General features: G+C 63.7%; 14 protein-coding genes. 8 read left to right on the forward strand and 6 right to left on the reverse strand.

What is annotated here, in order from left to right:
- Positions 1–23: 23 nt before the first annotated feature.
- On the forward strand, positions 24–947 hold the full coding sequence (locus tag ACPW74_RS16095; protein ID WP_029314806.1) for an SPFH domain-containing protein: 924 nt from the start codon (positions 24–26) through the stop codon (positions 945–947).
- A complete protein-coding gene (locus ACPW74_RS16100) occupies positions 944–1399 on the forward strand; it encodes an NfeD family protein (RefSeq protein ID WP_425858356.1) in 456 nt (151 codons plus the stop codon). The genes ACPW74_RS16095 and ACPW74_RS16100 overlap by 4 nt, the downstream gene beginning before the upstream one ends.
- 80 nt (positions 1400–1479) lie before the next feature.
- Here ACPW74_RS16100 and ACPW74_RS16105 read toward each other — a convergent pair whose 3' ends face one another.
- The 3 genes from ACPW74_RS16105 to ACPW74_RS16115 all read right to left on the reverse strand — a co-directional run bounded on the left by ACPW74_RS16105 (position 1480) and on the right by ACPW74_RS16115 (position 4347).
- A complete protein-coding gene (locus ACPW74_RS16105) occupies positions 1480–1725 on the reverse strand; it encodes a hypothetical protein (RefSeq protein ID WP_010675602.1) in 246 nt (81 codons plus the stop codon).
- A 306-nt stretch (positions 1726–2031) separates the two neighbouring features.
- Positions 2032–3081, reverse strand: a complete 1050-nt coding sequence (locus tag ACPW74_RS16110; RefSeq protein ID WP_425858359.1) for an oxidoreductase — start codon at positions 3079–3081, stop codon at positions 2032–2034.
- 102 nt (positions 3082–3183) lie between these two features.
- Entirely contained in the window at positions 3184–4347 is a 1164-nt protein-coding gene (locus ACPW74_RS16115; protein WP_039040832.1) for a multidrug effflux MFS transporter, read from the reverse strand.
- Positions 4348–4581: 234 nt separating this feature from the next.
- Between ACPW74_RS16115 and rdgB the strand changes: the two genes are divergently transcribed.
- Positions 4582–5178, forward strand: coding sequence for an RdgB/HAM1 family non-canonical purine NTP pyrophosphatase (gene rdgB / locus ACPW74_RS16120; protein ID WP_010675605.1), 597 nt, complete (start codon positions 4582–4584; stop codon positions 5176–5178).
- A gap of 132 nt (positions 5179–5310) precedes the next feature.
- Positions 5311–6456 (forward strand): radical SAM family heme chaperone HemW, encoded by a 1146-nt coding sequence (gene hemW / locus ACPW74_RS16125; RefSeq protein ID WP_039040830.1) that lies wholly within the window; start codon positions 5311–5313, stop codon positions 6454–6456.
- Between the two features lie 116 nt (positions 6457–6572).
- Here hemW and ACPW74_RS16130 read toward each other — a convergent pair whose 3' ends face one another.
- From ACPW74_RS16130 to zntR, 3 genes are all read right to left on the reverse strand, one after another.
- Entirely contained in the window at positions 6573–6791 is a 219-nt protein-coding gene (locus ACPW74_RS16130; RefSeq protein WP_201926482.1) for an alternative ribosome-rescue factor A, read from the reverse strand.
- A 107-nt stretch (positions 6792–6898) separates the two neighbouring features.
- Positions 6899–7435 (reverse strand): dihydrofolate reductase family protein, encoded by a 537-nt coding sequence (locus tag ACPW74_RS16135; protein ID WP_323906768.1) that lies wholly within the window; start codon positions 7433–7435, stop codon positions 6899–6901.
- On the reverse strand, positions 7425–7862 hold the full coding sequence (gene zntR, locus ACPW74_RS16140) for a Zn(2+)-responsive transcriptional regulator (protein ID WP_010675609.1): 438 nt from the start codon (positions 7860–7862) through the stop codon (positions 7425–7427). The genes ACPW74_RS16135 and zntR overlap by 11 nt, the downstream gene beginning before the upstream one ends.
- Positions 7863–8294: 432 nt before the next feature.
- On the opposite strand from zntR, the gene purH reads away from it, so the two are divergent.
- The 4 genes from purH to ACPW74_RS16160 all read left to right on the forward strand — a co-directional run bounded on the left by purH (position 8295) and on the right by ACPW74_RS16160 (position 12602).
- Positions 8295–9887, forward strand: coding sequence for a bifunctional phosphoribosylaminoimidazolecarboxamide formyltransferase/IMP cyclohydrolase (gene purH / locus ACPW74_RS16145; protein ID WP_010675610.1), 1593 nt, complete (start codon positions 8295–8297; stop codon positions 9885–9887).
- A gap of 104 nt (positions 9888–9991) precedes the next feature.
- The gene (purD, locus tag ACPW74_RS16150) at positions 9992–11281 is read left to right on the forward strand and encodes a phosphoribosylamine--glycine ligase (protein ID WP_042864962.1); all 1290 of its coding nucleotides are present in this window, start codon (positions 9992–9994) and stop codon (positions 11279–11281) included.
- A gap of 408 nt (positions 11282–11689) precedes the next feature.
- Positions 11690–12064: a cytochrome b562 gene (locus ACPW74_RS16155; protein ID WP_010675612.1), complete on the forward strand. Its 375-nt coding sequence runs from the start codon at positions 11690–11692 to the stop codon at positions 12062–12064.
- Positions 12045–12602, forward strand: coding sequence for a cytochrome b/b6 domain-containing protein (locus ACPW74_RS16160; RefSeq protein ID WP_425858364.1), 558 nt, complete (start codon positions 12045–12047; stop codon positions 12600–12602). The genes ACPW74_RS16155 and ACPW74_RS16160 overlap by 20 nt, the downstream gene beginning before the upstream one ends.
- Positions 12603–12834 lie beyond the last annotated feature (232 nt).

Consider the following 12834-nt stretch of genomic DNA (forward strand, 5'->3'; position numbering starts at 1 on the left):
AGTGTTTCATAAGGAGCTTAATCATGAATGAGTCATTGATTGTATTGGGGATCTTCATATTCCTGGTACTCGCCACCCTGAGTGCCGGCATCAAGATAGTGCCCCAGGGTTACAACTGGACCGTGGAGCGCTTCGGCCGCTACACCCGCACCCTCTCCCCGGGCCTCAACCTGCTGATCCCCTACATCGACCGCATCGGCCACAAGATCATCATGATGGAGCAGGTGCTGGACATCCCGGCCCAGGAGGTGATCTCCCGGGACAACGCCAACGTCACCATCGACGCCATCAGCTTCGTGCAGGTGGTGGATGCCCGCAAGGCGGGCTACGAGGTCAACGATCTCACCAGCGCCATCCGCAATCTCACCATGACCAACATGCGGACCGTGCTCGGCGCCATGGAGCTGGACGAGATGCTCTCCCAGCGCGACACCATCAACGAGAAGCTGCTGCGCACCATGGATGCGGCCACCGCCCCCTGGGGCATCAAGGTGACCCGGATCGAGATCAAGGATGTACGTCCGCCGCTGGCACTGGTCGAAGCCATGAACGCCCAGATGAAGGCCGAGCGCCAGAAGCGGGCCGAGGTGCTGGAGGCCGAAGGGGTGCGCCAGTCCAAGATCTTGAAGGCCGAGGGGGAGAAGCAGTCCCAGATCCTGAAAGCCGAGGGTGAGCGTCAGGCCGCCTTCCTCGCCGCCGAAGCGCGGGAGCGGGCCGCCGAGGCGGAAGCCAAAGCGACCCACATGGTCTCCCAGGCGATCGCCGAGGGCGACATGCAGGCCATCAACTACTTCGTGGCCCAGAAATACACCGAGGCCCTGGCCCGCATCGGTGAAGGCCCCAACAGCAAGATCATCATGATGCCCCTGGAAGCGGGCAGCCTGATAGGCTCGGTGGCGGGCATGGCCGAGCTGTTCAACAAAGACGGCAAGGCGGGCAAATCATGACAGCCCTGTTCGAGGGGCTGACCCACTGGCACTGGCTGGGGCTCGGCTTCGTGCTGCTGGCCATCGAGGTGATGGGGTCGGTGGGCTTCCTGCTCTGGACCGGCATCGCCGCCCTGGAGGTGGGACTCTTGCTGCTGGTCTGGCCCTTCGGCTGGCAGGCGCAGTTGCTGCTCTTCGCCCTGCAATCCCTGCTCACCACCTGGGCCTGGTGGCGCTGGCAGCATCGCCGGGATCGCTCCGGGCTGGATGCCGCCGCTCCCATCAACGAGCGGATGCAAAGCTACATGGGCCGCGAGCTGATCCTGCTGGACGAGGTCAGCCAGGGGATGAGCCGGGTGCATCTGGACGACACCGTCTGGACGGTGCGCTGCAACGCGCCGCTGCCGGCCGGCAGCCGGGTCAAGGTGGTGGGGGCCGACTCCCACATCCTGCTGGTGGAACCCCTCGGCTGACCGGGCAACGCCCCGCCATGGCCATAAAAAAACGGGCCCGGCGCGAGTGCGCCGGGCCCGTTTTTCAATGAGGTGCTGGCTTAGTTGGCCTTGGCATCGCTCACGGCAGCTTCAGCCTTGGTGGCCACGTCAGCGGCAGCCTTCTCGACAGTAGCGGAAGCTTCGGAAGCAGCCTTCTCGACGGTAGCAGACGCTTCGCTAGCGGCTTTCTCGACAGTGGCAGCAACGTCTGCGGCCGGGGTCGCAGCCGGAGCGGCAGCTTCTTCTTTCTGACCACAGGCGGTCAACATCAGACCCAGGATACCGGCTACCAGTACTTTGTTCATGTGCATACCCTCAAAAAAAGATGGAGAGATGGTGCAGGGACCATCACTGTACGCCCCGGCTCCTGTCGACACACCGGCCGCTGGAGCCCGAAGGCGCGCGAAATATATCCCCATATGCGGCCGATGAAAACGCGTATCACAATGATATTTTCTCGTTGGCATGATAAGAAACACTGCTGCAACGACAAATATTAATATAAAACACCCATTCACCACCATATTCGCACAACAAATCGCCAATTACCTGACGATTGCCAGTCAGCCATTGTCTTTCTGTAAGGCTCTCGGCGCTGCCGGATTACGCCGTCAGTCAGACAGCTTCTGACAAGGCAGGCGCCGCCCCTGCTGGTCGCTCTCCCGGGCCAGGTCCAGCAAGGCCATCACCGCCAGGGCCTCGTCGGCCGGCACCGGGTTCTCCCCTTCTCCCCGGATGGCGGCGCAGACACCGCGATAGTAGGCGCCGTAGTCCCCCGCCTCGCCAGCCACGGTCTGCTGCAGGAGCTGACCGTCCCGGATCTGGCTGAGCTGGCCGGGGGCGGGATCCACGCCCCAGTCCGCCGCTGGAGGCCGCTTGCCCTCCTTGAGCTGCTCCTCCTGCACGTCCATGCCGAACTTGATGAAGGAGCCCTGACTGCCGTGCACCACGAAGCGGGGCATCACGGCCGACACCAGACAACTGCCGTGCAGAATGACCCGCATCTCGCCGTAACCCAGCACCACATGGAAGTAGTCGTCCGCCAGGGCCCCGGGGCGCTGCTTGCCCAGATCCGCCTGCAACCAGTCCGGCTGGCCGAACAGCTGGAGCGACTGATCCAGGATATGAGGGCCGAGATCGAACCAGAGACCGGAGCCCGGGCCGCCTGCCTCGCGCCAGCGCTGGCGCACCTCGGGGCGATAACGGTCGAAGTGGGATTCGAACTGGGCGACTTGCCCCAGCACCCCCTCCGCCAGCAGACGGCGCACCGTGAGGAAATCCCCGTCCCAGCGTCGGTTGTGGAAGATGCTGAGCAGCCGCTGCTGCTTCTCCGCCAACTCGACCAGCGCCTTCGCTTCGGCCAGATCCAGGGCAAACGGCTTGTCGATCACCACGTGCTTGCCCGCCAGCAGGGCCTCGCGAGCGATGGGGGCATGGGTGTCGTTGGGGGTGGCGATCACCACCAGATCGAGGCTGTCATCGGCCAGCACCTGCTCCAGGGTGCCGACCCGGGTGCCGGGCAACGCGGCCTGTACCTTGGCGGCATCCCGGCTCACCACCCAGCGCAGGGTCAGGCCCGGGGTCGTGGCCAGGAAGGGGGCGTGAAAGGTCTGTCCTGCGAAGCCGTATCCCACCAGGGCGGCGTTGATTGTGTGGCTCATCCGGTTTTCTCCACGGGTCTGTGATCATGCGAGGCAGGCGGGTCGCCTGAAAAAGAGAAGGGGGCTCAAGGCCCCCTGAGTGTGCTCATCAGAGCACAGGATTTATTGCAAACACAAGCGCCGGCCCTGGCGGGTCATCAGCATCACCAGCGGGGGCAACAGCAGCCACATGTGCAGGGCCAGTTGGCTCAGGGGATCCGGCATCAACCAACCGGTGATCCCCACCAGGGCGCCGGAGCCGCTCATCTGGAACAGGCCGAGCAGGGCGGCCGCAGTCCCGGCGCAGTGGCCGAAGGGGGCCAGCGCCATACCGGCGGCGGCGCCCAGGATCATCGCAAAACCGATGCTGGAGAGGAACACCGGGCCCATCATGGCCAGCGGGTGCGGGATGTGCATGGCCAGGGTCAGGGTAATGGCGGAGAGCAGCAGCACCAGCAAGCCGATGCGCAGGGTCCGCCTTGGCCCTACCCGGGCGATGAAGCGCGGGGCCAGGAAGCAGGCCAGGATGTTGAGGGCCGCATTGGCGGTGAACCAGTGGCTGAAGCCACTCATGTCCAGCCCCAGGGTCACCATCAGTTGTACCGGCGCCGCCGTCACGTAGGCGAGGATCACCGCCATCGCGAGCATGCACAGCGCCGCGTTGAACAGGAAGCTCGGGGAGCGCAGCACCGGGCTGTAGCGGGACCAGCTGATGAGCGGACCAGCGCTGCTGGTCTCCTCAGGGCGGGTTTCCGGCATACGCCACAGCAGCCAGCTGCCGACCACGACGGCATAACCCGCCATGAACCAGAAGTTCGCCGACCAGCCCGCCTTGGCGGTGAGCCAGCCACCCAGCAGGGGCGCCAGTGCAGGGATGAAGCAGATGGCACCGTTCAGATAGGAGATCATCTGACCGCTCTTCTTGGGGCCATAGCTGTCACGGACCACCGAGAAGGCGGCCACCGAGGTGGCGCAGGCCCCGAAGCCTTGCAGCACTCGCGCCAGCATCAGTTCGCCGAGGCTCGCGGCAAAGCCGGCTGCCAGGGCGCTCAGGCCGTAGAGCAGCACGCCCCCCAGGGCAATGGGTTTGCGCCCGTAGCGATCGGCCAGCGGCCCCACCAGCAGTTGCCCCAGCCCCATGCTGAACAGGAACCAGGTGATGGTGCCCTGCATCAGGGTCACTTCGGCCCCCAGCTGCTCGGCCATCTGGGGGATGGCTGGCAGATAGATGTCGATGGCCAGCGGGCTGAACAACACCAGGAGTACAAGCAAAAGAATCAATGGCATCAGTCACCTCAAGCCCTAGGAATATCGATTGGGCCGCGAGTCTACTGACTCAGAGTAATGAATTGAAATGGTATTTAATCACTTCGGTTATTCCCCACTGGAAACATGTATCTCTTCTACCTCTCAGGGGGTGGAACCAGGATCCCCCGTTGGCACCGGATCCCGGGCAATTGGCGCTTTTACTAAACCCCTCCCCCGCATAGAATGCGCAGATTATTTTTGCGGAGGTGTGTGATGAACAAGCTTGTCCTGGCAACAGGGAACCAGAAAAAGGTGAAGGAATTGGCCGCCATGCTGGCCGATATGAAGATCCAGGTGATCCCGCAGAGCGAGTTTGCAGTCTCCGATGCCGACGAGACCGGCACCACCTTCGTCGAGAATGCCATCATCAAGGCCCGCCACGCCGCCCGCGTCACCGGCCTGCCCGCCGTGGCCGACGACTCCGGCCTGGAAGTGGATCTGCTGCACGGCCGCCCCGGCGTCTACTCCGCCCGTTTTGCCGGTGCCGGTGCCAGCGACAAGGAGAACATCGACAAGCTGCTGGCCGAGCTCAAGGGCGCGCCGGATTACCTGAAAAGCGCCCGCTTCTGGTGCGTGCTGGTCTACATGCGCCACGCCGACGATCCCACCCCCATTATCTGCCAGGCCAGCTGGGAGGGGATGATCATCGACGAACCCCGCGGCCAGCACGGCTTCGGCTACGACCCCGTGTTCTTCGTCCCCGACCACGACTGCACCTCGGCCCAAATGCCGGCGGAGCTCAAGAACCAGCTCAGCCACCGTGGCCAGGCCCTGGCCAAGCTCAAAGCGGCCCTGGCGGCGGTCAACTAAAGCGCTGTCTCCCGCCGCGTTGTCATCTACAATGGGGGCCGTCGGCCCCCGTTTCGTTCGCGGCGCCCCGCCCGTTGTCACCGGCAACCAGGGCCACCCGACCCCTTTTGATTGTTGAATACTGGAAATCCCATGCTGCAACTGCCGCCCCTCTCCCTCTATATCCACGTGCCCTGGTGCGTCCAGAAGTGCCCCTACTGCGACTTCAATTCCCACGCCCAGAAGGGGGAGCTGCCCCACCTCGAGTACGTGGCAGCCCTGCTGGAGGATCTGGAGCAGGATCTGCACTGGGCCCAGGGGCGCCCCCTCTCCTCCATCTTTATCGGTGGCGGCACGCCGAGCCTGCTCTCCGTCGACGCCATGCAGGCGCTGCTGGACGGGGTGCGCGCACGCATCGCCCTCGCCCCGGACTGCGAGATCACCATGGAGGCCAACCCGGGCACGGTGGAGGCGGACAAGTTCGCCGGCTTCCAGCGGGCCGGCATCAATCGCATCTCCATCGGGGTGCAGAGCTTCCAGCAGGAGAAATTGACCCGGCTCGGCCGCATCCACGGCCCCGAGGAGGCGCGCAAGGCCGCCGAACTGGCCCACGCCATCGCGCTTCCCACCTTCAACCTGGATCTGATGCACGGTCTGCCGGATCAGAGCCTGGACGATGCGCTCTACGACCTGCAGCAGGCCATCGACTGCGCGCCGCCGCACCTCTCCTGGTATCAGCTCACCATAGAGCCGAACACGGCATTCGCCTCCAAGCCCCCCACATTGCCGGAAGATGACACCCTGTGGGACATCTACGAGCAGGGCCACGCCATGCTGACCGCCCAGGGCTATCAGCAGTACGAGATCTCGGCCTATGCCAAAGAGGGGTATCAGTGCCGCCACAACCTCAACTACTGGCGCTTTGGCGACTATCTGGGGATCGGCTGCGGCGCCCACGGCAAGGTGACGGATCTTGCCAACCAGCAGATCCTGCGCACCGCCAAGGTGAAGCATCCGAAAGGTTATCTGGATCCGAGCCGCCCCTATCTGGACAGCCAATGGCAGGTGAGCGCGGACGATCTGCCCCTCGAGTACTTCATGAACCGGTTCAGACTGTTTGAACCCGCCCCCAAGGCGGAGTTCGAGGCCTTCACGGGGCTACCGCTGGAGCGGGTAGAGACCATGCTCGCCATCGCCCGGACCAAGGAGCTGATCGAGGATCTCGGCGACAGCTGGCAGCTCACCCCCCTCGGCCATCGCTACCTCAACGTGCTGCTCGAACTCTTTATGGACGAGTGAGCACGGGTTCACTCTCTTGCGTCAAGACCGCAAGTCAGCACCAGCGAATAGAAAAACAATCAGGGCGCCATTGGCGCCCTGATTGTGTTAGCTGATGCCTTGCGGCAGAAACCCGCTCAACAGCAGACGCATTGCATCCGCTGTTGGCCGGGCTCCCACCGCTTGCCGTGCTTGGCCTTGCGTTGATAGCTGCCCTTGCCCTTCTTGCTCGGCTCGACCCGGGCCTGGAACAGGGGGGAGGTCACCAGTGCCTTGAGGTGGTTGTCCTGAATGATGCCGCGCTGATGTTCGCAGGCGGGTTCGGCGGTGACACAGGTCACCTTCTTCTTGGCCATATGGGCTCCTTGATGGGGTTGTCGTGTTTGCCTATCGTCCCTGCCTGGAAGGGCAGGTGGCGAAAAACGCGCCGATTGTGCGCCTCTTGCCTCCCCCGTGCAAGCTGTCAGGCGGGGTGATAGATAACCCGCACCAGGCCGCTTGGCAGCACGGCGCTCGACACCGGTCTCAGCGCGCCGGGCAGGGATCCGGTAAAGAGCGGGATCCCGCCCCCCAGGGTGACCGGTACCCAGAACAGGGTCAGCTCGTCCACCAGGGCACCCTGCAGACCCTGCCTCACCAGCTCCCCGCCATCCAGATAGAGGTGACGGCTTCCCCCCTGCCACAACTCGTCCAGCACCTGCGCCAGCGCCCCCTGCCTGAACGCGACCCGAGGACGGGGGTCGGCGGGCCTGTGGGTCAGTACCACCAGCGGCTTGTCCCCGTAGGGCCACTCGGGAAAGGCGCTCACGATATCGTAGGTGTTGCGCCCCATCAGCAGGGTGTCCGCGCTCGCCATCAGGGCGCTGTAGCCGGTCTCCTCCGGCCCGTCGCCACCATAGGGGGCCAGCCATGCCAGATCGCCCCCCTCCCCGGCGATGAAACCGTCGAGGGAGAGGGCGAGAAAGGCGGAGACCCGGGGCCGACGCAGCTCAGTGCTCATGGTCGTGATGCTCGTGGCGGGAAGGGGCGCCGGACTCCAGGGTCTCGAGGATGGCGCAGTGCTCCGCCGAGCGCGGGCCGCCGCAGCAGATGTCGGAGAGGGCCTTCAGGTTCTCGCGAAAACGGGTCAGCTCCAGGAGCTTCTGCTCCACCTGTTCGAGCTTGGTGTCGGCCACCGCCTTCACCTCCTGGCAGGTGACCTTGGCCTTGTTGGTGTCCAGGGCGAGCAGCTCGCCGATGTCCGCGAGGGAAAAGCCCACCGACTTGGCGCGGATGATGAACTCCAGCCGCCGCTTGTCCTGCTCCCCGTAGAGGCGATAGCCGGATTCGTTGCGAATGCCCGGCGAGATGAGGCCGTTCTTCTCGTAAAAGCGCAGGGTGTCGGCCTTCACCCCGCACGCCTTGGCCAGTTCACCGATCCGATACATGGTCCTCTCCCCCCGCATGACATTCCCGACATGGTACTCAATATAAACCGGCCTCCACTATCACCTCTTTGCCCGGCGATTGCCAGTCAAAGGCAGGAAAGCAGCAGCTAACCCCTCACTTGCCGGCCATTTATCCCCAAAACACTGAAAAGACAAACGTTTCACAAAAATTCACCAGAAAACGTTTAACGCCGCATCCCACAAGGGTTTGTCTCTTTAAAAAATCCACCACAGGTCACATTTTTTGTGTAGAATACGCGCCCACAAGAGAGCGTCGCGTCAAGCGGGCATTTCCTAAAACGCTTTTGCCAACGGCCGCCCCGGGCGAGAGTGGTTTGCGAAATCCCCCACTTCCATTTATTTGGGGACTCTCTGTGTGTTGAGCCTCGCCTCCCATGGAACGGTCCCCGTTATGCTGAGGACGATAGTGTGATGGAACAAGCTCGACCCATTCGCCGTGCACTGCTGAGTGTGTCTGACAAGACTGGCATCCTGGAATTTGCCAAGGCACTCGACGCGCGTGGTGTGGCCCTGCTCTCCACCGGTGGTACCGCCAAGCTGCTGGCCGATGCGGGCCTGCCGGTGACCGAGGTGTCCGACTACACCGGATTCCCCGAGATGATGGACGGCCGGGTCAAGACCCTGCATCCCAAGGTACACGGCGGCATTCTCGGCCGTCGCGACCGGGATGACGCCATCATGGCCGAGCACGCTATCTCCCCCATCGACATGGTCGTCGTCAACCTCTATCCCTTCGCCGCCACCGTGGCCAAAGCCGGTTGCACCCTGGAAGACGCCGTCGAGAACATCGACATCGGCGGCCCGACCATGGTCCGCTCCGCTGCCAAGAACCACAAGGACGTCACCATCGTCGTCAAGGCCTCCGACTATGACCGCGTCATCGCCGAGATGGATGGCAACGGCAACAGCCTGACCCTCTCCACCCGCTTCGATCTGGCCATCGCCGCCTTCGAGCACACCGCCGCCTACGACGGCATGATCGCCAACTACTTCGGCACCCTGGTGCCCTCCTACGGCGAAAACAAGGAAGGCGACGAAGAGTCCCGCTTCCCCCGCACCTTCAACAGCCAGTTCATCAAGAAGCAGGACATGCGCTACGGCGAGAACAGCCACCAGGCTGCCGCCTTCTACGCCGAAGAGCAGGCCGCGCCGGGCTCGGTGGCAAGCGCCATCCAGCTGCAGGGCAAGGCCCTCTCCTACAACAACATTGCCGACACCGATGCGGCACTGGAGTGCGTGAAGGAGTTCAGCGAACCGGCCTGCGTCATCGTCAAGCATGCCAACCCCTGCGGCGTCGCCATCGGTGACGACCTGCTGGCAGCCTACGATCGCGCCTACCAGACCGACCCCACCTCGGCCTTTGGCGGCATCATCGCCTTCAACCGCGAACTGGACGGCGAGACCGCCGCGGCCATCGTCGCCCGCCAGTTCGTGGAAGTGATCATCGCCCCCAGCATCAGCCAGGCAGCCCGCGAGGCGGTCGCCGCCAAGCAGAACGTGCGCCTGCTGGAGTGCGGCCAGTGGACTGCCCCGGCGCAAGGCTTTGACTTCAAGCGCGTCAACGGCGGCCTGCTGGTGCAGGAGCGCGATCTGGGCATGGTGACGCTCGGGGATCTGACCGTGGTCAGCCAGCGTCAGCCCACCGAGGCCGAGCTGCAGGATCTGCTGTTCTGCTGGAAGGTCGCCAAGTTCGTCAAATCCAACGCCATCGTCTACGCCAAGAACGGCCAGACCATCGGCGTGGGCGCCGGCCAGATGAGCCGCGTCTACTCTGCCAAGATCGCCGGCATCAAGGCCGAGGATGAAGGGCTGACCGTGGCGGGCTCCGTCATGGCCTCCGACGCCTTCTTCCCGTTCCGCGACGGCATCGATGCCGCCGCTGCCGCGGGCATCTCCTGCGTCATCCAGCCAGGTGGCTCGATGCGCGACCAGGAGGTGATCGACGCCGCCAACGAACACGGCATGTGCATGGTGTTCACCAACATGCGTCATTTCCGTCACTGACAGCCCAGGGCCGCCGATGGCGGCCCTGCCTCTTTAGCACCGGATCCTTTCCACTGGCAGTGCCACCGCAGCGCCAGTGAACTCAGACAGAAGCGAGCGAGACGATGAAAGTACTGATCATTGGCAACGGCGGCCGTGAACACGCCCTGGCCTGGAAGGCCAAACACTCCCCCCTGGTGACCCAGGTCTTCGTGGCACCGGGCAATGCGGGCACCCAGCTTGAGCCGGGCATCGAGAACGTCGCCATCCAGGCCACCGACATCGAGGGCCTGCTGGCCTTCGCCAAGGCGAACCAGATCGGTCTCACCATCGTCGGACCGGAAGCCCCCCTGGTGAAAGGGGTGGTCGATGCCTTCCGCGCCGCCGATCAGACCATCTTCGGCCCGACCGCCGCCGCCGCCCAGCTCGAAGGCTCCAAGGCCTTCACCAAGGACTTCCTGGCCCGCCACGCCATCCCCACCGCCGATTACCAGAACTTCACCGAGGTGGAGCCGGCGCTGGCCTATCTGCGCGAGAAGGGCGCCCCCATCGTCATCAAGGCCGACGGTCTGGCCGCCGGCAAAGGGGTGATCGTCGCCATGACCCTCGACGAGGCGGAAGCGGCGGTGCGTGACATGCTCTCCGGCAATGCCTTCGGCGATGCCGGCGCCCGGGTGGTGATCGAGGAGTTCCTGGACGGGGAAGAGGCGAGCTTCATCGTCATGGTGGACGGCGAGCACGTGCTGCCCATGGCCACCAGCCAGGATCACAAGCGCGCCTTCGACGGTGACACCGGCCCCAACACCGGCGGCATGGGGGCTTACTCCCCGGCGCCCGTGGTGACCGACGAAGTGCACCAGCGCGTGATGGAACGGGTGATCATGCCGACCGTGCGCGGCATGGCTGCCGAGGGCAACGTCTACACCGGCTTCCTCTACGCCGGCCTGATGATCGATGCCGAGGGCAACCCCAAGGTGATCGAGTTCAACTGCCGCTTCGGCGACCCCGAAACCCAGCCCATCATGCTGCGGATGCAGTCCGATCTGGTGGATCTCTGCCTCGCCGCCTGTGCCGGCCAGCTGGATCAGAAGGAAGCCGTCTATGACCCCCGTGCCGCCATCGGCGTGGTGCTGGCGGCGGGTGGCTATCCCGGCGACTACGCCAGCAATCACCCCATCAGCGGCCTGCCGGTGGACGAAGTGGCAGGGGAGAAGGTGTTCCATGCAGGCACCCGCCTGGAAGGACACACCAGCCTGACCCAGGGTGGCCGCGTGCTGTGCGCCACCGCCCTCGGCCACACGGTGCAGGAAGCCCAGCAGCGGGCCTATGCCCTGGCTGGTCGCATCCAGTGGGACGGCATCTTCTATCGCAAGGACATCGGCTGGCGTGCCATCGAGCGCGAGCAGGCCGAATAAGGGCCGGATCCCGATCACTCAAAGGGCCTGCGGGCCCTTTTTTTGTTGCACGGCGTCTGTGCGGGCAGTGGAATCGTCCATGGGTGGTGGCTTTCAAAAACAAAAACACCTGAAAGACTCACCTGACTTTAAAAAACCGATGTGTGATAAAAAAAATGGCAGCATGATTCACTGCCTGCGGACCCCTTCCCGGGCCAGATGCGCGCCCTTGTATCCCCTGCAGGAGGCGAGATCCGGTGGCCGTTCTCTTTCGGCTACATTCCCACAGCAATCCCCTGCACAATTCGTCACAATTGGTCGCACTTTCTTCATACAATGATCGCCCTTTCATGGCATCATGATGCGTGAAACCGCACTCAAATGAGTGCTATAACAACCTGCAATCTCGTCGTCTCATAAGGAAATCCCATGCTGAAAACTGTGCGTCCCCTGCTGCTGCCCCTGATGTTCGGCCTGATGGCCCTGCCTGCCATGGCCGGCGATCTGGAGCAGCCGATGAAGAAGATCGGCTTCAACTACAAGCAGGCCGTCAAGGCCGACGACGCGGCCACCATGGAGAAATACATCAAGGAGATGAAGGCCCAGCTGGACGTCGCCAAGGGCAAGAACATGCCCGCCGCCAAGAAGGAGAAGTTCCTGGAAGGCATGACCGAAGTGCAGACCGAGCTGGATGCCAGCCTGGCAGCCCTCCAGGCCGGTGACGAGGCCAAGGCGCGCGAGCACCTGGCCAAGGTCAACGACCTGAAGAAGGAGTACCACAACTATGCCAAGCAAAAAGGCTGATCCCTTCCACTGGGATGCTCTGGTGCGCCTCACCCACTGGGGTGTGGCGGCCATCTGTATCGGCAACCTCTGGCTCAACGAGACGGGCGAGGAGTGGCACGAGCGGATGGGATACGCCGTCATGGTGCTCATCGGCATACGCCTGCTGTGGGGGCTCACCTTCGCTCGCGGCCACGCCCGCCTGCGCGCCCTCATCCCGAGCCGGGAGGATTTTCGCCATCAGGCCGACGCCCTTCGCGAACGGACCCCGCCCACCCCTGGCCATCACGGCAGCGGCAAGCTGGCGGTCTGGGCACTCTGGCTGCTGGTACTCGCCACCGCAGGGACCGGCTGGTTCCAGAACACCGAGACCGGCTTCGATCTGGGGGCGGACGACTGGCACGAGTGGTGCACCTGGGCACTCCAGGGCATGATAGCCCTGCACCTGTGCGCCATCGCCTACACCTCCTGGCGCCAGCGCAGCAACCTGGTCACCCGCATGCTGCCAGGGCGTCGTGCCCGGGCCAGTGCCGGGCAGCAGCAGGAACCCAACGTCTGAACGTTCACGGGGCCCTGCGGGGCCCCTGTTCATCCCCTTCGCTACCTGCTTGACGGGAGCTCGCACCGATCTGCCCCCCTCTGCCCCCTCCTGCTGCCACCGAATGGCATGAAAGCATTTTCATTCACATTTCTTAATTAATTCAGCTTGTTCGATTTTCAACCACATCGATTTCATGAATGCTACGGAGCTGAACGAGGTTGTTTGTTGTCCGTTCGACTACACGACAGTG

This window comes from Aeromonas sp. INTO2, assembly GCF_049860605.1.
In the GTDB taxonomy this organism is placed as follows: Bacteria; Pseudomonadota; Gammaproteobacteria; order Enterobacterales; family Aeromonadaceae; genus Aeromonas; species Aeromonas caviae.

Excerpts from the sequence above, each read along its gene's own strand:
- ACPW74_RS16095 (WP_029314806.1), top strand. The coding sequence starts at position 24 with ATGAATGAGTCATTGATTGTATTGGGGATCTTCATATTCCTGGTACTC.
- ACPW74_RS16100 (WP_425858356.1), top strand. The coding sequence starts at position 944 with ATGACAGCCCTGTTCGAGGGGCTGACCCACTGGCACTGGCTGGGGCTC.
- ACPW74_RS16105 (WP_010675602.1), bottom strand. The coding sequence starts at position 1,725 with ATGAACAAAGTACTGGTAGCCGGTATCCTGGGTCTGATGTTGACCGCC.
- ACPW74_RS16110 (WP_425858359.1), bottom strand. The coding sequence starts at position 3,081 with ATGAGCCACACAATCAACGCCGCCCTGGTGGGATACGGCTTCGCAGGA.
- ACPW74_RS16115 (WP_039040832.1), bottom strand. The coding sequence starts at position 4,347 with ATGCCATTGATTCTTTTGCTTGTACTCCTGGTGTTGTTCAGCCCGCTG.
- rdgB (WP_010675605.1), top strand. The coding sequence starts at position 4,582 with ATGAACAAGCTTGTCCTGGCAACAGGGAACCAGAAAAAGGTGAAGGAA.
- hemW (WP_039040830.1), top strand. The coding sequence starts at position 5,311 with ATGCTGCAACTGCCGCCCCTCTCCCTCTATATCCACGTGCCCTGGTGC.
- ACPW74_RS16130 (WP_201926482.1), bottom strand. The coding sequence starts at position 6,791 with ATGGCCAAGAAGAAGGTGACCTGTGTCACCGCCGAACCCGCCTGCGAA.
- ACPW74_RS16135 (WP_323906768.1), bottom strand. The coding sequence starts at position 7,435 with ATGAGCACTGAGCTGCGTCGGCCCCGGGTCTCCGCCTTTCTCGCCCTC.
- zntR (WP_010675609.1), bottom strand. The coding sequence starts at position 7,862 with ATGTATCGGATCGGTGAACTGGCCAAGGCGTGCGGGGTGAAGGCCGAC.
- purH (WP_010675610.1), top strand. The coding sequence starts at position 8,295 with ATGGAACAAGCTCGACCCATTCGCCGTGCACTGCTGAGTGTGTCTGAC.
- purD (WP_042864962.1), top strand. The coding sequence starts at position 9,992 with ATGAAAGTACTGATCATTGGCAACGGCGGCCGTGAACACGCCCTGGCC.
- ACPW74_RS16155 (WP_010675612.1), top strand. The coding sequence starts at position 11,690 with ATGCTGAAAACTGTGCGTCCCCTGCTGCTGCCCCTGATGTTCGGCCTG.
- ACPW74_RS16160 (WP_425858364.1), top strand. The coding sequence starts at position 12,045 with ATGCCAAGCAAAAAGGCTGATCCCTTCCACTGGGATGCTCTGGTGCGC.